This window comes from Nonomuraea sp. K271, assembly GCF_009908215.1.
GTDB lineage: Bacteria > Actinomycetota > Actinomycetes > Streptosporangiales > Streptosporangiaceae > Nonomuraea > Nonomuraea longispora.
In genome coordinates this window covers 1-17544 of the sequence record NZ_JAAAHR010000048.1, presented here as the reverse complement: position 1 = coordinate 17544, position 17544 = coordinate 1, and the positions used below count along the sequence as shown (strand labels likewise).

Sequence of the window (17544 nt, the reverse complement as noted above, 5' to 3'; positions counted from 1 at the left end):
GCCTAGTCAGGGCTGGTCGCTGGAGGGCTTGTCACCAGGGACCTTGGGTTCGGTGGGTTGGCCGACGAAGCTGCCCAGATTGGGGATCGTGTATATGAGCTTCTCATCGCGTAGCCGCTGCATGGCCTTGCGGAGGGTGCCCCGGGCGACGCCGAACTCCTGCATGAGCTGCACCTCGGACAGGAGGTGCTTGCGCCGGTAAGTGCCGTCGCTGATGCGCTGGCGGAGGATGTCGGCGATCTGCTCCCACCTGAAGCGATCGGGCTCGAACTCAATCACCCTCCAACCATAGAGATACCTGCACATACAGCTCGTTTCGACCCATGTCTTGGCATGGCATGGACAGGCTTGTACAGGGCTGGTTACAGTGACGCTATGGCGATGCCCAGCTATGACCTCGACGTTCTTCGCGCGGCGTTCCCGGCCTGGTCGCTGTTCTGTAGTGATGCGGGCGTGTTCTACGCGACCCGGCGCGGTGTCCACCTCCGGAATGCCGACATCGACAAGGGCCTGCGGCAGACCGTAAGTGCCAACGATGCCGAGACCTTCGTGTCGTTGCTCCGTGACCAGACTCGGATGGCGGTGAGGTCGTGAGTGGTGGCCCGCCTCCGCACTTCGACTATCACGGTCCTCACGTGGCGCCTGCGCAAGCGGGGTCCGTACGCGTGGAGTGGACCCCGAGTCTGAAGCGGGCGGACCGGCTGCGGATCCGCGATCACACGTGCGGGTGCACGTACCCGATGTTCGAGCTCTGCACGGCAGGCGGGCTGTGGTTCGTCCGGCACCACCAGATCAGGAACCCCGCAACGGTCCTTGAGAGTGCGTGGATGCCCGCTCGCGCCGCTCAAGCGCTGTGGTTGCAGATCCTCAGTGGTCAGGCGCAGTGACGACGTGGTGCCCGCGCTGCGTGTAGAAGGCGTCGGCGGTCTGCTTGGCGATCTCGTGTGGCGTGGCCTCGTCTGTGCGGAAACGGCACCGGAACAGGCCGTCATCGTTCGCGTGCAGGTCGGCCAGTGTCTCGTCCCATGCCTCGAGGCGCTGCTTCGTGTCGCTGTCGCCGCGCTGGCGCGAGCGTTGCTCGCAGACCTGACGCGGGATCCACAGAAGTACGACGTGCCAGGCCGCGTGCTGAACCAGGCGGCGGATGTCGGCGATGTTGCCCAGGTGGACGATCGGCACCTGCCCGGCCGCGGTGAGCTGGTCGATGTGGTGACGGTCGATGGCGTAGGTGTTGCCGTAGCGGTGAGATTCGACCAGCAACCGGCCGGCGGCCCGATACCGCGCGAGTTCTTGGGAGCTGACGAACTCGTACTCGGTGCCGCGCCGGATTCCCGCCTTGAGCTTGCGCACCAGCGTGAATTTCGGGTCGACCTCGCCGAGGGCCACGGTGATGGAGGTCTTACCGCTGGCGGGCGGGCCGTACAGCACGATGCCCATCATGCGAGGATCCGTTTGAGCGTCTCGCGGGTCTGGTCGGCCAGGCTGATAGCGGCGCCGAGCCGGTTGTCCACGGTGATGTGCGCGGTGGACGGGCTGGTCTCGGTGTCGAGGCCGCTGACGTACGTCTGCCAGTTGTCGAGCTTCCAGGCGTCACGGGGAGCTCCCCGGAACTCGATGTACTCGCGCATGGACTCGGGGTCGCACCGCACCCACACCACCGCCACGTCGATGCCCCTGGCCGCACACCGGTTGGTCAGGCGGCAGACCCAATCCGGATCGGCCAGCTCGGCGATGAACGGGGCGGACAAGATCGCCGAGGTGCCGACCTTGAGGTTGTCGAACGCGGTCTCCATCAGGCACCGGTACTCCAGAGGGCGGACCTCGCTCAGATACAGCTCGGTGTGCCGGTCGTGAGGGTCGCCGCCGAGGGAGACGAGCAGGCGTTCGACCATGGCGCGGGTCAGTGAATCCTTGTCCAGGAAGGCCCAGCCGGTGATGTCGGACAGGAAGCGGGAGAACTCGGTCTTGCCCGATCCGGCGTAGCCGCCGACGAGCGTGAGGATCGGCTTGGGGCTGCCCTGCCCGTGGCGGCGTCGCCAGGCGTCCACGACGCGGTTGAGGAGTGCGTTCTGCTCGGCATTGGACGGGGCGCCCGAGACTTTGAGCAGCGTTTGTTCGATCACCTGGGCTGCGGCGTTGTCGGTGGCGGGGTCGGTGGGTTGAGGCAAATCCGAGATGGAATTTTCCACCTCGGTTATTTCACCGGGGAGCGGCAGGCGGAAACCCAGAGTAGGTTCATTTGCCTGATATAGGAGACAGTACGCTCTTCGGTAGTGAGGCCCGGGATATACCGATCCCTGCTCATGTGCCCATAGTGTCTGGAAGTTGGCGGCTGGCGCGGTCAGGCCGTGCCGGCTGGCGACATGGCGGAGCTGGTCACCTGCAGCTTCGAGGGTGAGCCCGTGTGCTTCGCGGTGCTGGCGCAGGACCAGAGGTTGCCATCCGGGGCGGTGAATTGTCTTCATCGCATCCTTTTTGCGCACTTTGAGGAGCGCGCATGTGTAAGCGCATGTGTAACCGCCGTGCAGGCAGCAATGCAGAAGCTTAGCTAACGCTCCGTGATACTCACCAGCGCTGATACGCGATGAACTAACGGCATCCCCGCCGGGATAACGACCGACCAGAAAAGGGGTGCCGGAGTGACCGCAAACCAGCGAATAATCGACGAGCTTCAGGCCATTCGGTCTGAAATGGAGGAGTTGGCCTGCCGGGTTAGCGAGATCGCTTCGGCCCTTGGAACACGGCCTTCTCAAGATCCGCGATCCGGTCGCCGAGAGTCGCCAGAGTGCTCCTCATCTGAGCGAGTTGCTCCATGACCTCGGACGAGGCCGGCTCCTCGGCCGGCGCGGCGGCGTCCTCGCGAACGAACACGCCCTTGCCCTGCTGGCCGACGATCAGGCCCTCAGTGCGAAGCACGCTGATCGCTGCTTTGACCACGCTGGCGGACACGTCGTAGCGCTGGCAGAGCTGGGCGGTCGATGGCAGCGCAGCACCGGGCGCGAGTGAGCCCGTCCTGATCTGCGTGCGAAGGTCGTCGGCTATCTGGAGGTAGCCGGGGCGACCGGTCTTCTCGACCATTCGATGCCTTCCGCGAGGTTGCGTGCCCCCTCCAGTTGAGCACAGCCGACGCGACATGCCAACCAAGTCTTCGTGGAAGCCCTTGACATCTTAGAATTCTAAGCGTTCTATGTATTCCAAGAGTCCGAACGAACGAAGGAACCACACCATGCGAACCGTCCCCATCCCTGTGGACACCAGCAAGCTCACCATCACCTGCGTGAAGGCCCCGCGCCCGCGGGTGCTCAACCGCGACACCGGCGAGATCAAGACCGACAAGAACGGCAACACCGTCTACGAAGTCACCGTCTCCGTCGAGGACGAGTTCGGCCGGATCGAGCTCGTCAAGATCGGCATCAGCGGAGAGCCGCCCATCACCGCAGGAGACGCCGTCAACGCGGTCGGCATGCTCGGCTACGTCTGGGAGATCGCCGGCAAGTGGGGCATCAGCTACCGCGCCACCGCCCTGCTCCCACAGCAGGAGGCCGCGAGTGTCTGACCACTTCCTCACGATGCTCGGAGCCCTGGCCGCTGTCGCGGCCGGGCTCTGGGCCTGGCGCCGCTGGCACTACCGCTCCTTCTGGCTCGCCATCGGCTTCCCGCTGACCGCGATCAGCGTGCGTGCCTCCTGGCGCAAGGTCGCCCTCGGCTGCGGTCTGACCAAGAAGCGGCAGCGCTTCTGGTTCACCACCGTTCCGGGCATGGTGGCCTCTACCGGCGTCGTCCGGGTCAGGCGCCGCTTCCAGCGCATCGCCGTGGACACTGCACCGTTCATGTGGCTGCCCATGCCGACCCGCCACGGCTGGCGCGTCACCCTCCACACGCTGGAAGGGCAGATCCCTGCCGACTACGCCGATGTCGCCGAACGGCTGGCGCACTCCTGGGGCGTGCACGCCGTGCGCGTCTCATCCGACAAGCCGGGACGGGTACGACTGGCCGCCACCATGCGAGACCCGCTCGTCAAGGTCGACGAACTCCCGCCCTCCACCGAACTGCTCAAGGTCACTGTGGGACGCCTGGAGACAGGCGGGCCCTGGGTCGTCGACTTCAGGACCGTCCCGCACTGGATCAACGCGGGGGCCACGCAGTCCGGCAAGTCCAACCTGGCCAACGCGCTCATCGTCGGCCTGGCGCCACAGCCGGTGGCGCTGGTCGGCTTCGACCTCAAGGGCGGGGTGGAGTTCACGCCGTACGCCTCGCGGCTGTCGGCGCTGGCCACGAGCAGGGCCGAGTGTGGCGGTCTGCTTGACGACCTGGTGACGCTGATGACCGATCGCATGGGCGTGTGCCGGATGGCCTCGGCGCGCAACATCTGGCAGCTTCCGCCTGGGGTGCGTCCGGTGCCGGTCGTGGTCCTGGTGGACGAGTTGGCCGAGCTGTACCTGATGGCCGACAAGTCGGAGAAGGAGGAGGTCGCCAAGACCTCGACCGCGCTGCTACGGGTGGCGCAGCTCGGGCGGGCGTTCGGCATCTACCTGTTCTGCTGCGGTCAGCGCATCGGCTCCGACCTCGGGCCCGGCGTGACAGCCCTCCGTTCCCAGTGCTCCGGCCGGATCTGCCATCGGGTCAACGATCCCGAGACCGCCACCATGACGCTCGGCGACCTCGACCCCGCCGCGCTCGATTCCGCTCGCGCCATCGCCGCCGAGACACCCGGCGTCGCCATCGTCGCCTCGCAGGACGGCCAGTGGTACCGGGCCCGCTCCTTCTACGTCAGCGAGCAGGCCGCCGAACACGCCGCCCGCCTCTACGCCGACCTCGCGCCGTCCTGGGACGAGGTCATGGCGGTCCACCCTCACCAGACGCCCGACTCGCAGACCGCCTGACGTACCGAGAGGAGGAACGAGATGCGCCGCTTCGCCGCCTGGCTGCTCGACACCGGGCCCGTGCTCGTCCTGGCCGCCATCGCCGGTGCCGGTTCCTTCACCCACATACGCGACACCGCAACGGAGAACGGCCAGCACGGCTGGATGGCCTGGGCCGTCGCCATCTGTATCGACCTGACCTGCGTCATGGCCGCCCGCGAACGGCAGCGCGACAGGAAGACCGGCAAAGCACGGCGCGGCCCGGTCTCCTGGCCGGTCCTCGTCCTGACCGGCGGCATCGTCCTGTCCCTGGCCGCGAACCTGCAACAGGCCGCCCCGACCGTCTGGGGCTGGATCACCGCAGCCACACCCGCCGGCGCCTTCCTCGTCGCGATTTCCATGCTCGAACGCCGCGCCACCGTAAGCCGTACCGAACCGTCCCCGGACGTCCCGCGGACGTCCTCGACCTGGGCAACGGCGTCCCCGCCCGTCCCGGAGGGAACGCAAGCCGTCCCGCCTGCGGACCGTCCCGCGCTCGTCCCCGCCGACGAGAACAGCCAGAACGACGGACCCGCACCCGACCCGCAACTCGTCGACTACGCCCGCCGCGTCGCCGCCGAACACCACACCAAGCACGGCAAGCCCATCACCCGCGACCTCCTCCGGTCCCGGCTGGGCGTGTCCGACCAACTCGCCTCAGACCTGCTCCGCACCCTGCTGGCCACAGCAGACGCCTCATGAAAGGACCCATCATGAGAGATCACCGCAGAGCTCTCATCAACGGCCTGCTCAACCTGGCCATCTTCCTGGAGACCCACCCGGACGTGCCGACCTCGTCCGGCCTCACCCTTCGTCACATTCCGGAGCGCGCCGAAGACGAGGACCTACGCGCCGAGATCGACCGGATCGCCGTCATCCTCGGCTCCCGCGTCGATGCCGGGAACTCCCCGTACGACCACTACGCCACCTCCATCCACTTCGGACCCGTCGAATACCGCGCCGTGGCGATCCCCGCCGCAGCCCGTGCCCTCTATGACGCCGAGAGCAGCTACCGGGGCTGCATCAAGCCCAATGCCTAAGGAGAACAACAACATGCGTATCCGCCTCGAAGGAAACCGCGCCGAGATCGCGCTCGGCCTGACCCACCTGCGTGAGGTCTTCACCGTCACCGCGATGTCCAGGGCGTTCCCCGACCGGGCCCACCCGCGTAAGTACCGCGTCTACGTCCGCGTCGCTCCGCGCGACAACCGGTGACCGCCATGGACACCACGCTCGCGCACTACCGCTGCTGCACCTGCAACGGCACCGGACTCACAGACGACCAGACCTGCGCCGACTGCCACGGCACCGGCATCGACAACCACGGCGCATAGCCGCAGCGCCCCCCGCCTGGCCACACATCCGCCAAGATCCGCGCCAGGCCGGGGGCCATCCACACCAGCGTCACTGGATAGGACGGAACCCATCTTGCCCAACCTTGCCCACTCTCATGCTGTGGCCGGGATGATCCACCGGCTCAACCAGCCCGACTACGACCGCTGGGCCTGCCAGATCAAGCGCACCGGCGGCTGCCGCCAGCCCATCCACCTCCACGGCAAAGTCGACCACTACGATCGCGCCACCGGCCGACTCCTGCACCGCTACACCACCCGAACCGAACCCAACGGCATCCTTCGCGTGCCGTGCAAGACCCGGCGGGTCTCCCGCTGCCCGGCCTGCGCCGAGGTCTACCGGGCCGACACGTACCAACTCGTCCGGGCTGGGCTGGTCGGCGGCAAGGGCGTGCCGGAGACGGTCAGCGCTCACCCATGCCTGTTCGTGACTCTCACGGCTCCCTCATTTGGAGCGGTCCACGCGCGGCGGGAGAGGAACGGCAAGGTCCTGCCCTGCCACGCTCGCCGCGCCGCCGAGACCTGCCCGCACGGGCGGGTCATGTCCTGCACCGACCGGCACGGCGCCGACGATCAGCGGCTCGGCGAGCCGCTGTGCCCGGACTGCTACGACTACGAGGGGTCGGTGCTGTTCAACGCCATCAGCCCTGAGCTGTGGCGACGCTTCACGCTGGCGCTGCGCCGTCGCTTCGCCCGGCTCAACGGGCTGACGGTCAAGGCGCTGCGCGAGCAGGTGACGATCTCCTTCGCCAAAGTCGCCGAATACCAGCGCCGCGGCGTCGTCCACTTCCACGCCGTCATCCGCCTCGACGGTCCTGAAGGCCCGTCCTCGCCGCCACCTGCCTGGGCGACCGCCGATGCTCTGGCGTTGGCTGCTCGGCATGCGGCGGCGGTCGTCACGGCGGAGGTCAAGCCGCTGAGCCGCAGCTTCCGCTGGGGCACCCAACTCGACGTCCGTCGCATCACCATGGACGGCGATCTCACCGAACAGGCCGTTGCCGCGTACATCGCCAAGTACGCCACCAAGGCCGCCGAATGCGTCGGCACGCTGGATCGGCGTATCCAGCCTCTCGACAACCTCGACGCCTTGCCTGTCCGCGAGCACGCCCGCCGGCTGATCGCCGCCTGCATGAGTCTGGGGGCTCACCCGGAGCTGGCCGACCTGAGGCTCGTCCAGTGGGCTCACATGCTCGGCTTCCGCGGTCACTTCTCCACCAAGAGCCGCCGCTACTCGACCACCCTCGGGGAGCTCCGCGCCGCGCGTGAGGAACACATGCGTGCCGAGGAGATCACCACCGGACGGCTACCGCTCTTCGACGAGGACACCGTGCTCGTCGTCGCCCACTGGGAGTACGCCGGTCAGGGCCTCTCCATCGGCGAACAGGTCCTCGCGGCGGCGCTCACCGGCACCCGCCTTCCGAGCAGTGGCGGTGATCGCCCATGAGCAGGAGTGACGAGCTGCTGACCGTTCCGCAGGTCCTCGCCGAACTGGGCGGGGTCTCCCGCCGCACCTTCTACCGCTGGCGCGAGCTCGGCCGTGCGCCGGTGTGCGTGCAGCTGCCCAACCTCGAACTCCGCGTCTGGCGGAGCGACCTCATCACCTGGCTGGACTCGCGACGGGAGGCGGCATGAACACCACGTACGACGTCAAGCTCGGCGGGGTCCAGCACCGTACGGACCGCGAGACACCCACGTTCATCGCCCGCTGGCGCGTCGCGGGCAAGCCCAGGTCCAGAAGCTTCCGTACGAAGGGCCTGGCCAACGCCTTCCTGTCCGACCTGCGGCAGGCGGCGAAGGCGGGGGAGGAGTTCGACGTAGCCACCGGCCTGCCGGTGTCGACGCTCGCGCGTGCGTCCTCCGGGCCGACGTTCTTCGAGTTCGCTCAGGCGTACGTGCTGCGCCGCTGGAACGCCTCGGCGGCCCGCACCCGGGAGACGGACGCCTACGCGCTCCTGTCGCTGGTCCCGGCTCTGGTGACCGACGCGCCGCGCCGTCCTGCTCCCGGAGAACTGCGAGAGGTCCTGCGCATCTACGCACTCATCCCGGAGAAGAGGCGGCCCAGCCTGACTGCGGCCCAAACCGCGGCTCTCGGCTGGTTGGAGCGGGCATCCGTTCCGCTGTCCGCGCTGAAGGAGCCGCACGTTCTGCGTACGGCACTTGACGCCCTCTCGATCACCTTCGCCGGCGCTCCGGCGGGGGCGAACACGGTACGGCGCAAGCGCGCCGTTCTCCATCACCTCCTGGAGCACGCGGTGGAGCAGAAGGCGTTCGGCAGCAACCCGCTGGACGAGATCAAATGGACGGCGCCGAGGGCCGTTACGGTCATCGATCCGCGCACGGTGGTCAATCCAGCACAGGCGCGGCAACTCCTTGACGCCGTGCCCAAGGTGGGGCGCAACCGGGGTCCCCGGCTCAAGGCGTTGTTCGGCTGCATCTACTACGCGGCGCTGCGGCCGGAGGAGGCGGCGGACCTGCGGCTGAGCAACTGCACGCTGCCTGAGACGGGCTGGGGCCTGATCGTCCTGGAGCGGGCGCGACCTCAGGCAACGAAGCGCTGGACCAACTCCGGGCAGACTCACGAGTCGCGCAGCCTGAAGCACCGCGCGGACAAGGAGACACGAGAGATCCCGATCCCGCCCGTCCTGGTCGCTATGCTCCGCGAGCACATCGCCGAGTTCGGCACAGCCAAGGACGGCAGGATCTTCAGCACGAGAACCGGCGGTACCTACTCCAGTTCGGCGCATTCCTACGTCTGGCAGCAGGCCCGGAAGCTCGCCCTAACCCCGGCACAGGTCGCCTCGTCGCTGGCCGCCCGGCCGTACGACCTGCGCCACGCGGCAGTGTCGCTCTGGTTGAACGCGGGTGTCCCGGCTCCGGAGGTCGCCAAGCGGGCCGGGCACAGCGTTGACGTCCTGCTGCGCGTCTACGCGAAGTGCATGGACGGCCAGCAGGAGCAGATCAACGGAAAGATCAACGACGCCCTGGACATGTAGCCCACATTCATCCATCTCCGGCCCCGGCCGTCCCGGGGCCGCTCGTCTGCACCGCTGCCTTTACCGAGTCGTTCCCGTTAGACGTAGCCCCTCTGCGGGACGCTGACAGTACGGGCAGTGAGTAGGGAGGATCATGCGCGAAGATCAAGACCATCCCGCCCCTTCGACTGAAGAGCCCCGTCCGCCGCGGCGCCCGCCGTACGGTTTGCCACTCCGGCGGCGCCTCCGACCTGTCGCCGTGTCCGACTCCTTGCGCTGGCGCAAGTACTCGAACCCCACCCCACCGCAGCGATCACTTCTCGGAGATCGGGACCGGCTGGTCCGGCCGGCGCTCATCGCCGGTTTCCTCGCCTGCGCAGGCTTCGGCATCTGGTCGATGGCATGGGGCACAGACACCGCCTCCTCACGAACGAGCTCCGCTTCACGACCGACCCCCCAACCGAGCGTCACGGCGCCCTCGGTCCGGCCTACCTCGCCGGCGACACCCCCGCCCCGGGCATTGCCCTCGACAACGCCCAGCACGACGAAGAGGAAGGCGAAACCGGCAAGGCCCTCTCGGCGATCGCCACTCGTGGCAGTGCCACGGCGGATTCATCGGAACGCTTCAGAGGCCAAACCCACGAAGGCCGCGATCCCTGCCGGCCGTGCGAGAGACACCCGAGACACGAAACCACGAGAAACAGGCAGAAATCGATGGGCCCCGGTGATCGCCGCGAAGTGCGACGAGCTGTTCCCGCCTACCCGTCCCGAGTTCCGTATCCGCAATCGGGCCTGTCACTCCCTCTACTGATAGTGCCGCGCTGCTGGCTTGGGTGCGACGTCCGTCCTGAATACGGCGATTGATGCCGTGGTGCGCGTAATTCCGGTTGCTTATAGGGAAGTGTGAAGGCATTTACCGGCATTGGCTGTTGTGTTTGACTCCTCCCTTGTAGGCGCACCCTCTGGGAGGGGTCCATGGGGGAGTTCGTCGGGATCGACCCCCGAGGGGCGGAACAACTGGTCCAGCAGATGTCCACCGGCAAGAACGTCCTGGCCAGCACGCGACATGGTCTTGAGACGGCTATCGCGGAAGCAGGCGAGGCGTGGACCGGCCAGCAGGGAGTGACTCCCATGCACCGGTCATGGGCGTTCTTCGACGAGACGCAGCGTGACCTCAAGTGGCGGATGGACACGCTCAAACAGATGGTCCCCACCTCGGGCAACGGCCTGATGAGCGTGATCTTCACGTTCGGCAGCGAGAACGAGGCCGCGCGGCAGGGGAAAGCAGACGCGGCACCCATCGCAGAGGCGCTCAGGAAGCATGAAATCGAGAGTTCGGTGGAGAGCTGGCGCAAGGTGACAGCGGCCACCGCGGTGATGAAAGGCAAGCTGAACGACCCCGCCTACGCCGCTGCCGTTCTTTCCGCCCTCGGGCCGGAGAAGTTCCGCGCGCTGTTCATGCACTGGATGAAGAACCGCGGCCCGGCCATGGACAAAGGGCTGTCGCCCAACGCGATCAAGGAAGGCCGTGAGACGCTCGGGCCGCTGGCCGAGGCTTACGCCAACGCCGAACGCGCCGGCAGGCTGGGCGAGGAGTGGCAGGGCCCGTTCATGAAGGCCACGCAGCCCGGGGTGCTGACGGCGATCGTCGCGATGTCGAAACCGTCGACCAAGCTGCTGAACCAGGTGGCCCTGAAAGTGCTGGGCCGTCCGCTCACCGCCGATCTCCCGACCAGCGAGAACTGGAACCTGAACGTGCTGGTGGAGGCCTACGACGCCAACCCTCAGGCACTGCAGACGCTACTGGCCCAGAACAAGGAGGCTGCGGGCTGGTTGCTGCACCCGCAGCGCGTACGGATGAGCGGCATCTCCGGGTTCGAGGGGAAAGTGGCTGGGGTGCTGGATAAGGCGTTGAAGCCGGGAGCCGGGGTGGACAGCGTGCGGGAGCAGGCGTGGGTAAACATCATCCGGGGGATGGGGGCGAAGGACAGTCCGTGGATCGGCGGCGGGTGGGGGACGTTCCATGATTCGCCGATCAGCGAGACCCTGGCGAAGTACGTGGGGCCCTACCTCGATCAGCTCGCCCGCGGCCAGTCGAAGCGCGACTCGCCGGACCTGCCCTCCACGTTTCCCACGTCGCCATGGGACAGCGTTCACACGGATGAGGCCTCCCGGTTCATGGGCGGCCTGATGCAGGACAAGGACGCGGCGCAGACGCTGATGAAAGCGTCGCAGGACTACACGCAGAGCTTGGACATCGGCCGGTTCCGGCCGTTCGGTGATGAAGCAGTCCAGGCCGAATACACCAAGCGTGAGGCTCTCGCGGGTGGGGCGGCGAATCTGATGTTGAGCGGCTCGACCCACGCGGAGTGGAGTGACGACGAATACGCGGACTGGCTCGCCACCGTCGCGCTGCTGCCCATCTCCTGGCTGTCCAACAAGTACTGGCCCATCCAGGACGCCACCGTGGCCACTGCCCGAGACGCCGGACTGGACGAAGCCAAGGACGGCTTCAAGGGGCTGATCACAGATTATCTCGACAAGAAGACTCCTGCTACGGCGGCGTCCGTCGCGGACAGCATCGTGCAACAACAGGCCGATTGGGTGAATGATTCGCTGGCCGAACACGGTCAGAAGCCGTTGACAGAGGCTCAACGGAATGTGGTGCGGATGTCGTTCCGTGGACGGCTTTTCGATGCTTTGAAGAAGGCGCTGGAGCAACGAGGAGGGTGAGCTTGACGATCCCTAGCCAAAGCCAGCTTTTCCAGCAGGCGGCCGACAAGGAACTGCTGGCCACCAACCTCATGCGTTACGCCGAAGCGCTGGAAGAGGTGTTCGCAGGCATGCTGGCAAGACCCCAAGCGGTCGACACGTTCTGGAAAGGGCCGGCTGCGGACCGATTCGCCACTCAGGCCGTGCAGTTGCACCGCGAGATCAGCCAACTCCGAGATGCTTGCACGACCACCGCTGATCGCCTTCGTAAGCAGGCGCAACTTGTACGTATGGAGGCGGCACAGATGCCGAGTTGACTCTTTGGTCAACTGTCGCGTTCGTAGCAGCTGGTCTTGCCGACGATCAGGATGTTCGGCTCCTGCCCGTTGCGTACGGTGATCAGGAACGTGATCCCCGTGGTTGGGTGTTGCAACACAGCCGTGCCGAGGTTTTCGTCGCGAAGATCCAGGTCATCCACAATTTTTTCGTAGTTTCGCAGCCGTAGCCAACTCGACATCAGAGCGACCACGCTGCCAGGCGACTTCACCTGAGGCGGACCTTTGAGGTCACCTTGTGCACGGAAGAAGCGCTGAACCTGACCCTTCAGGCAACCTGCTTCGCTGTCTTGATCGGCTTTCTCAGTCGCGGTCGCCGAGCCCGTAGACGATAACGCTTGAGAAGCCAGTAATTTGTCACCGTCCGTGATGAGCTGCTTCGACGCCTCGTCCAAGGTGGGCTTCTCGGCGTTTCCGGTGCAACCAGTGACAACCGCGAGAGAGAGGAGCGCTGCGGCAGCGACAGACAGTCGGCGAGTATCTGGGCGCACGCTCCGGACATTACCTAACCCCTACTCCCGCGTACACCTTGTATGCCCGCTATGCACCAAGTTCCGCAACTCGGTTGCGCACCTTCGACCGATGCGCCTTCAGCTGTACCTGTCATGCATGATGGCGATGGCCTCTGTGATGTCGGTGACGACATGATCGGCTTGATGCTCGGCTTCTGGCGAGGTTCCCCGATCGACCCAGATGGTACGGAGGCCGGCTGACTGTGCTCCTTGGATGTCGGCGATGAGGTTGTCGCCGACCATCCAGCCGCTACGGTCGAGGCAGGTCCCGCATCGCTGGGCGGCGATCTCGAAGAGTCGGGTCTCGGGTTTCCGGATGCCCTCGACCCCTGACACGGCGTAGCCGTCGACCGCGTCTGCCAGGCCGGTTTGCTGGAGCTTGCCGAGTTGGTTGTCGGCCATGCCGTTGGTGACGATGCCCACGCGCCATCCGGCGGCGCGTAGCTCGGCTAATCCAGCCAGGACGCCCGGGTAGCACTGCACGAGGTGGGGCATGCGTCGGCGGTAGCCGGCCCATAGCCCTTCGACGCTCTCCGCCAAGCCGAAGTGTTCGCGCACCCTGCTGAAGAATGCTTCTCGATGTGGGTGCGTGTCGCGATCCTGGCCGACGAGCCAGGTAAGAGCCTCGGGATCCAGGTGCTGTTGACTGACGAACTCCTCAGCCCACCGGGCGAACGCGGCATCGAGGTCGATGAGCGTTCTGTCTAGATCAAAGAGGGCGAGGCGCTGCACGACCCCGATCTTAGAGACGAGCGCCCCCGCGGCGACAGCCCGTCCCCACTACCTGCGGCTGACCTCGGGAAACGTCATCAAGATCATCCCCCATATGTCCCCAGAACTCTGTCCTACGGCTGCATATGGGTGCCTCCGGCGGCTTACCGGAGGCCTGACAAGCAAAAGACCTGCGGCTGGGAAACCGCAGGTCAGAGGCCAAAATACCTGGTGGAGATACGTGCCCCCGGCAGGATTCGAACCTGCGGCACCCGCTTTAGGAGAGCGGTGCTCTATCCCCTGAGCTACGGAGGCGGACCCTCGTAAGCCTAGCGAAAGTCTGGCACTGCGTGGGACGTGGAGCCGGGGTGAGTTTGGCCGGGTTGGTTATGGGCGTTCTGGGCTGCGGTAAAGGCATGGCAAGTGATCGGATTGTGCCTCGGCAAGCGTGGATAGCGTCTGCCTGTGACCAGGAGGCGATGCGCGCGTAACCGTCGGCGGCCCGTTGTGTTGTTCGGGGCGTTGCTGGCGCCGGCGATCCTTGCCGGTGGGTTGTTGGCGGGGGAGATGAAGGGGTTCGAGCGGGACGTACGGGTGACCGGTGCTGGGCACGGTGTCGACTACGGCGTTGGGCGTGGTGGCGGGATGGCGGTGTTGGCACCGGTGCGGTTGCCTGCCCCCGCGCATCCGGATCGGGTGTACGAGGGTGTGGTGCCGGTTGTTGTCCGGGAGGCTGCTGAGCCGGTTCGGCGGGTTCCGGTCGTCCCCGCGCCGGAATCGGAGGAGAAGGCGGAGCCCGAGCGGGTGGCGGTCGAGGAGCGGGTGACGCCTCTGCCTGCGCAAACGGAGGCGTCGTGCCCGGGGGAGTGGGCGGACACGTGGTTGTGGGAGTTGTGCCGGGATCGGCAGCAGGCCGTGGATCCGGGGACGGGTGCTGATAGGGGGCTGCTGCCGGGGATCTGAACCGTGGACCGGTGGGCGGCGTACTGATTGCTAGGTAGGGCGCGTTGTGGGTTGACCGTACAAAGTGGGTTTTTTGTCTCATAACAGCTCTTCGGAGTTCGCTCCGGACACTCTGAGGGCTGTAGTAACGTGCGTGCCTGACCCCGGTAACGAGTTTGCAAACGGAGGAGTCGAACGTGCCAGCCCCTCGGTCAGCGGGTCTGATCGCGGTCGTCATGGCGATGGCTTCCCTCCTTACGCCGCCCGCGCAGGCTCGGGCTGAGGTGCACAAGCCGCGTGATCCCTCCGGCCTGACCGCGTTGCGGCAGGAGGCCGAGAAGTCGGCCAAGGAGCTCGAGGACGCCACCAAGGCCCTCGAGAAGCGGCGGGCGGAGATCGCCGCCTCGGAGAAGCAGCTCGCATCCAAGCTCACCGCCCTGCAGAAGCTGGAGGGTCGGCTCGCGGTGATGCGGCGGCCCGTGGCCGAGATGGTCGAGTTGATGTACGAGCAGCCGGTGGCGGCGGACGGGGTGCTTCCGTTTCTGTCCGGTACGTCGGATCAGAAGACGCTGCGGGCGTTGACGGATGCGACCCACATGGTGAACATGCGGCAACAGGCGGTCGAGCAGACCAGCACGCTCTACAAGGAGGCCGAGCGGCTGGCCGCTGAGGCGCAGGAGTTGCGGGCCGGCAACCTCCTGGCCGAAGCGCAGATTGCGGCCGAGGTGGACACGTTGCGCAAGCGGTCGGACAAGATCGTGAGGTCGGTGACCGCGGCGCTGGTCAAGCTGGGCATCAAGGTCGACAAAGTCGGGCGGGACGCGCTGGGGTGCAACCCGCTGCGGGCGGCGACGGCCGATAACTATCCCAACGGGCTGATCCCCAAGGGCATGCTCTGCCCCCTGCAGCAGAAGGGGCACAGTCTCAGAGCCGACGCCACCATCGCGTTCGTGAGCCTGAACGAGGCGTATCGCAAGCGGTTCGGCAAGTCGATGTGCGTGACCGACGCCTACCGCAGCCTCGCCGAGCAGCAATCGGTCTATTACCGGCGGCCGGGGTTCGCCGCGGTGCCGGGGCGGAGCAACCACGGGCTCGGGCTGGCCGTCGATCTGTGTGGCGGGGTGGAGAGGGCGGGGACGGCGGAGTTTGTCTGGATGGAGAAGAACTCCAAGCGGTATGGATGGTTCCATCCTCCCTGGGCCTACACCGGTCCAATCGAGCCGTGGCACTGGGAATATGACCCCGACATCGACTCGGTGCTCTAGACGGTGGAGACTTCCGCGCTGCAGAACGCGCAGCGGGAGGCGGCCTTGGGGATCTCCGACAGGCATTCGGGACAGTCGCGGGTCGTCGCCTCGACCTTGGCGGTCAGACGATCTTTGACGTGGGCGTAGGGCTTGACGACGAAGAAGTAGACGACGCCGGCGACGATCAGGAACGACACCACCGCGTTGATGAAGTTGCCGTACATGAAGTCGGACCGGCCGACCGTGATCTTGAGCGAGGCGAAGTCGGGCAGCCCGCCGAAGGCCGAGATCAGCGGCGTGAGCAGGTCTTTCACGAACGATTGCACGATCGAGTTGAAGGCGGCCCCGATGACGACGGCCACAGCCAGGTCGATGACGTTCCCCTGCATGAGGAACTTCCTGAATCCACTCATGCAGATGGATGGTAGCGGCGCGCTCACGTGCCGCCACCCGGATTGATGGTGATCGAAAGGCGGCCGCCGGACTGCGCGGCGGCCAGCTCGGCCGCCTGGGTCAGGGTGGTCGCGAGCACGATCAAGGCGCCGTGGTCGTCGCCGGACTCCCTCGTGGGCTCCGGGATGGACAGGACCGTCAGCTCCGACGCGATCTGGCGGGCTGGCAGGCCTTCCTGCCAGGACGCCAGCACGCCGATCGTGGAGCCGGGCGTGATGAGCTCGACCGCCGCGGCGTCGGCTATGCGCACCGGGGCGGCCACCATGCCGGGCGGCAGGCGGAAGGAGTGGAGGAGGCGGACGTCGGTCAGCGGCTCGCCCTTGCGCATCGGGGTGGCGAGGACCTGGCCGGCCCGCGTGGTGCGCACCGCTCCTGACGGCGGGTGGTCGAACGGGACGGGGCTGAAGTCGTCGGGGTCGAGCGGGCCGGGAGACAGGTCGCGCGCCGCCACCAGCACCGTGGGCCCGTCGGCGGGGCGCGTGGCGAGGTAGGCGGACAGGACGGCGACCGCGGCCGTCGCCGCCGCGATGAGACGGCGGCGACGGCCGTAGCGGCTCAGCCAGGTCTGGATCACGGCAGTTCGAACGGGTGGTCGATGCCGTCGAGGGCGGCGGGGCAGGGGCAGCCGCGCTCCTCGGGAAGCGCCTGCACCGTCTCGGTCACGAGAGTGCGCATGCGGGCGACATTCTGCGCGAAGAACTTGAGCACCTCGTCGTGGGTGACGCCCTGGCCGGTCTCCACCCCGGCGTCGTGGTCGGTCACCAGGCACAGCGAGGTGTAGCACAGGGCCAGCTCACGGGCGAGGATCGCCTCGGGGTGGCCGGTCATGCCGACGATCGACCAGCCGTTGCCCGCGAACCACTGCGACTCCGCTCGCGTGGAGAAGCGCGGGCCCTCGATCACCACCAGCGTGCCGCCGTCGACGGTCTCCCAGCCGCCGGCTTCGGCGGCTCGCACGGCCACGGCCCGGCCGGACAGGCAGTAGGGGTCGGCGAACGGGACGTGGACGGCACCATCGGTGTCGTAATAGGTCTGGACGCGGCCTGAGGTGCGGTCGATGAGCTGGTCGGGGACGACCAGGGTGCCAGGGCCGTATTCGGCCTTCAGCGACCCCACGGCGCTGGGCGCGAGCACCTGCCGCACGCCGAGTGAGCGCAGCGCCCAGAGGTTGGCGCGGTAGGGGATGCGGTGGGGAGGGAAACGGTGGTTGCGGCCATGCCGGGGGATGAACGCCACGGAACGTGCGCCGATGCGCCCGACCGTGACGACATCGCTCGGCGGTCCGTAGGGGGTGGAGAGCTCGATCTCTTCCGCGTCGTCCAGCAGGGAGTAGAAGCCCGAGCCGCCGATGACGCCGATGTCTGCGCGAGTGACCATGGCGAGAGAGTAGCCGGGGCGGGGGAGGGG

The 17544-nt window shown here is 66.9% G+C and carries 22 protein-coding genes and 1 tRNA gene; 13 read left to right on the top strand and 10 right to left on the bottom strand.

The genetic code is table 11. The features are described from left to right. Positions 1-6: 6 nt before the first annotated feature. Positions 7-279: a GntR family transcriptional regulator gene (locus tag GUY59_RS18625; RefSeq protein WP_138201841.1), complete on the bottom strand. Its 273-nt coding sequence runs from the start codon at positions 277-279 to the stop codon at positions 7-9. A 96-nt stretch (positions 280-375) separates the two neighbouring features. Between GUY59_RS18625 and GUY59_RS18620 the strand changes: the two genes are divergently transcribed. Beyond that, the gene (locus tag GUY59_RS18620) at positions 376-594 is read left to right on the top strand and encodes a hypothetical protein (RefSeq protein ID WP_138201842.1); all 219 of its coding nucleotides are present in this window, start codon (positions 376-378) and stop codon (positions 592-594) included. A gap of 273 nt (positions 595-867) precedes the next feature. Here GUY59_RS18620 and GUY59_RS18615 read toward each other — a convergent pair whose 3' ends face one another. The 3 genes from GUY59_RS18615 to GUY59_RS18605 all read right to left on the bottom strand — a co-directional run bounded on the left by GUY59_RS18615 (position 868) and on the right by GUY59_RS18605 (position 3078). Next, positions 868-1440: a guanylate kinase gene (locus tag GUY59_RS18615; protein WP_138201843.1), complete on the bottom strand. Its 573-nt coding sequence runs from the start codon at positions 1438-1440 to the stop codon at positions 868-870. Beyond that, positions 1437-2168 (bottom strand): AAA family ATPase, encoded by a 732-nt coding sequence (locus tag GUY59_RS18610; protein WP_236667270.1) that lies wholly within the window; start codon positions 2166-2168, stop codon positions 1437-1439. Before GUY59_RS18610 ends, GUY59_RS18615 begins: the two co-directional genes overlap by 4 nt. Positions 2169-2712: 544 nt before the next feature. After that, complete coding sequence (locus tag GUY59_RS18605; RefSeq protein ID WP_138201844.1) at positions 2713-3078, bottom strand: winged helix-turn-helix domain-containing protein; 366 nt, start codon at positions 3076-3078, stop codon at positions 2713-2715. Positions 3079-3226: 148 nt separating this feature from the next. On the opposite strand from GUY59_RS18605, the gene GUY59_RS18600 reads away from it, so the two are divergent. The 10 genes from GUY59_RS18600 (at position 3227) to GUY59_RS18555 (ending at position 12254) form a co-directional block, all read left to right on the top strand. Continuing rightward, complete coding sequence (locus tag GUY59_RS18600; RefSeq protein WP_165974521.1) at positions 3227-3556, top strand: SCO3933 family regulatory protein; 330 nt, start codon at positions 3227-3229, stop codon at positions 3554-3556. Then, on the top strand, positions 3549-4883 hold the full coding sequence (locus tag GUY59_RS18595; protein ID WP_252375001.1) for an FtsK/SpoIIIE domain-containing protein: 1335 nt from the start codon (positions 3549-3551) through the stop codon (positions 4881-4883). Before GUY59_RS18600 ends, GUY59_RS18595 begins: the two co-directional genes overlap by 8 nt. A 21-nt stretch (positions 4884-4904) precedes the next feature. Then, positions 4905-5603, top strand: coding sequence for a DUF2637 domain-containing protein (locus GUY59_RS18590; RefSeq protein ID WP_138201845.1), 699 nt, complete (start codon positions 4905-4907; stop codon positions 5601-5603). 11 nt (positions 5604-5614) lie between these two features. Beyond that, positions 5615-5941 carry a hypothetical protein gene (locus GUY59_RS18585; RefSeq protein WP_138201846.1) on the top strand — a complete coding sequence of 109 codons (327 nt, stop codon included), beginning with the start codon at positions 5615-5617 and terminating at the stop codon, positions 5939-5941. A 13-nt stretch (positions 5942-5954) separates the two neighbouring features. Then, positions 5955-6116, top strand: coding sequence for a hypothetical protein (locus GUY59_RS18580; RefSeq protein ID WP_161714603.1), 162 nt, complete (start codon positions 5955-5957; stop codon positions 6114-6116). A 249-nt stretch (positions 6117-6365) separates the two neighbouring features. After that, positions 6366-7697, top strand: a complete 1332-nt coding sequence (locus tag GUY59_RS18575) for a replication initiator (protein ID WP_138201851.1) — start codon at positions 6366-6368, stop codon at positions 7695-7697. After that, positions 7694-7885, top strand: a complete 192-nt coding sequence (locus tag GUY59_RS18570; RefSeq protein ID WP_132634771.1) for a helix-turn-helix transcriptional regulator — start codon at positions 7694-7696, stop codon at positions 7883-7885. The genes GUY59_RS18575 and GUY59_RS18570 overlap by 4 nt, the downstream gene beginning before the upstream one ends. Continuing rightward, positions 7882-9246: a tyrosine-type recombinase/integrase gene (locus tag GUY59_RS18565; protein ID WP_138201847.1), complete on the top strand. Its 1365-nt coding sequence runs from the start codon at positions 7882-7884 to the stop codon at positions 9244-9246. The genes GUY59_RS18570 and GUY59_RS18565 overlap by 4 nt, the downstream gene beginning before the upstream one ends. Before the next feature lie 954 nt (positions 9247-10200). Continuing rightward, positions 10201-11958 (top strand): hypothetical protein, encoded by a 1758-nt coding sequence (locus tag GUY59_RS18560; RefSeq protein WP_161714602.1) that lies wholly within the window; start codon positions 10201-10203, stop codon positions 11956-11958. A 2-nt stretch (positions 11959-11960) separates the two neighbouring features. Further along, complete coding sequence (locus tag GUY59_RS18555; protein ID WP_161714601.1) at positions 11961-12254, top strand: WXG100 family type VII secretion target; 294 nt, start codon at positions 11961-11963, stop codon at positions 12252-12254. Between the two features lie 8 nt (positions 12255-12262). On the opposite strand, the gene GUY59_RS18550 is transcribed toward GUY59_RS18555, so the two are convergent. The 3 genes from GUY59_RS18550 to GUY59_RS18540 form a co-directional block, all read right to left on the bottom strand. Continuing rightward, entirely contained in the window at positions 12263-12667 is a 405-nt protein-coding gene (locus GUY59_RS18550; protein WP_138208514.1) for a hypothetical protein, read from the bottom strand. Positions 12668-12862: 195 nt separating this feature from the next. Next, a complete protein-coding gene (locus GUY59_RS18545; RefSeq protein ID WP_138208515.1) occupies positions 12863-13516 on the bottom strand; it encodes an HAD family hydrolase in 654 nt (217 codons plus the stop codon). A 221-nt stretch (positions 13517-13737) separates the two neighbouring features. Then, positions 13738-13810 (bottom strand) — tRNA-Arg (locus tag GUY59_RS18540). Positions 13811-13960: 150 nt separating this feature from the next. On the opposite strand from GUY59_RS18540, the gene GUY59_RS18535 reads away from it, so the two are divergent. Beyond that, positions 13961-14458: a hypothetical protein gene (locus GUY59_RS18535; RefSeq protein ID WP_138208516.1), complete on the top strand. Its 498-nt coding sequence runs from the start codon at positions 13961-13963 to the stop codon at positions 14456-14458. A 155-nt stretch (positions 14459-14613) separates the two neighbouring features. After that, positions 14614-15702 carry a D-alanyl-D-alanine carboxypeptidase family protein gene (locus GUY59_RS18530; RefSeq protein WP_236667269.1) on the top strand — a complete coding sequence of 363 codons (1089 nt, stop codon included), beginning with the start codon at positions 14614-14616 and terminating at the stop codon, positions 15700-15702. Here the strand turns inward: GUY59_RS18530 and mscL are convergent. The 3 genes from mscL to GUY59_RS18515 are packed head-to-tail and all read right to left on the bottom strand — an operon-like array spanning position 15699 to position 17514. Continuing rightward, complete coding sequence (gene mscL / locus GUY59_RS18525; RefSeq protein ID WP_138208517.1) at positions 15699-16097, bottom strand: large conductance mechanosensitive channel protein MscL; 399 nt, start codon at positions 16095-16097, stop codon at positions 15699-15701. The two genes, GUY59_RS18530 and mscL, sit on opposite strands and share 4 nt — an antisense overlap. A gap of 23 nt (positions 16098-16120) precedes the next feature. Continuing rightward, a complete protein-coding gene (locus tag GUY59_RS18520) occupies positions 16121-16711 on the bottom strand; it encodes a flagellar biosynthesis protein FlgA (RefSeq protein WP_252375264.1) in 591 nt (196 codons plus the stop codon). Beyond that, the gene (locus GUY59_RS18515) at positions 16708-17514 is read right to left on the bottom strand and encodes an S-methyl-5'-thioadenosine phosphorylase (protein ID WP_138208518.1); all 807 of its coding nucleotides are present in this window, start codon (positions 17512-17514) and stop codon (positions 16708-16710) included. Before GUY59_RS18515 ends, GUY59_RS18520 begins: the two co-directional genes overlap by 4 nt. Positions 17515-17544 lie beyond the last annotated feature (30 nt).

Bases quoted from the DNA above. Each gene is read 5' to 3' on its own strand.
- GUY59_RS18620 (WP_138201842.1), top strand. From the start codon at position 376: ATGGCGATGCCCAGCTATGACCTCGACGTTCTTCGCGCGGCGTTCCCG.
- GUY59_RS18615 (WP_138201843.1), bottom strand. From the start codon at position 1,440: ATGATGGGCATCGTGCTGTACGGCCCGCCCGCCAGCGGTAAGACCTCC.
- GUY59_RS18605 (WP_138201844.1), bottom strand. From the start codon at position 3,078: ATGGTCGAGAAGACCGGTCGCCCCGGCTACCTCCAGATAGCCGACGAC.
- GUY59_RS18600 (WP_165974521.1), top strand. From the start codon at position 3,227: ATGCGAACCGTCCCCATCCCTGTGGACACCAGCAAGCTCACCATCACC.
- GUY59_RS18590 (WP_138201845.1), top strand. From the start codon at position 4,905: ATGCGCCGCTTCGCCGCCTGGCTGCTCGACACCGGGCCCGTGCTCGTC.
- GUY59_RS18585 (WP_138201846.1), top strand. From the start codon at position 5,615: ATGAGAGATCACCGCAGAGCTCTCATCAACGGCCTGCTCAACCTGGCC.
- GUY59_RS18580 (WP_161714603.1), top strand. From the start codon at position 5,955: ATGCGTATCCGCCTCGAAGGAAACCGCGCCGAGATCGCGCTCGGCCTG.
- GUY59_RS18575 (WP_138201851.1), top strand. From the start codon at position 6,366: ATGATCCACCGGCTCAACCAGCCCGACTACGACCGCTGGGCCTGCCAG.
- GUY59_RS18570 (WP_132634771.1), top strand. From the start codon at position 7,694: ATGAGCAGGAGTGACGAGCTGCTGACCGTTCCGCAGGTCCTCGCCGAA.
- GUY59_RS18565 (WP_138201847.1), top strand. From the start codon at position 7,882: ATGAACACCACGTACGACGTCAAGCTCGGCGGGGTCCAGCACCGTACG.
- GUY59_RS18560 (WP_161714602.1), top strand. From the start codon at position 10,201: ATGGGGGAGTTCGTCGGGATCGACCCCCGAGGGGCGGAACAACTGGTC.
- mscL (WP_138208517.1), bottom strand. From the start codon at position 16,097: ATGAGTGGATTCAGGAAGTTCCTCATGCAGGGGAACGTCATCGACCTG.
- GUY59_RS18515 (WP_138208518.1), bottom strand. From the start codon at position 17,514: ATGGTCACTCGCGCAGACATCGGCGTCATCGGCGGCTCGGGCTTCTAC.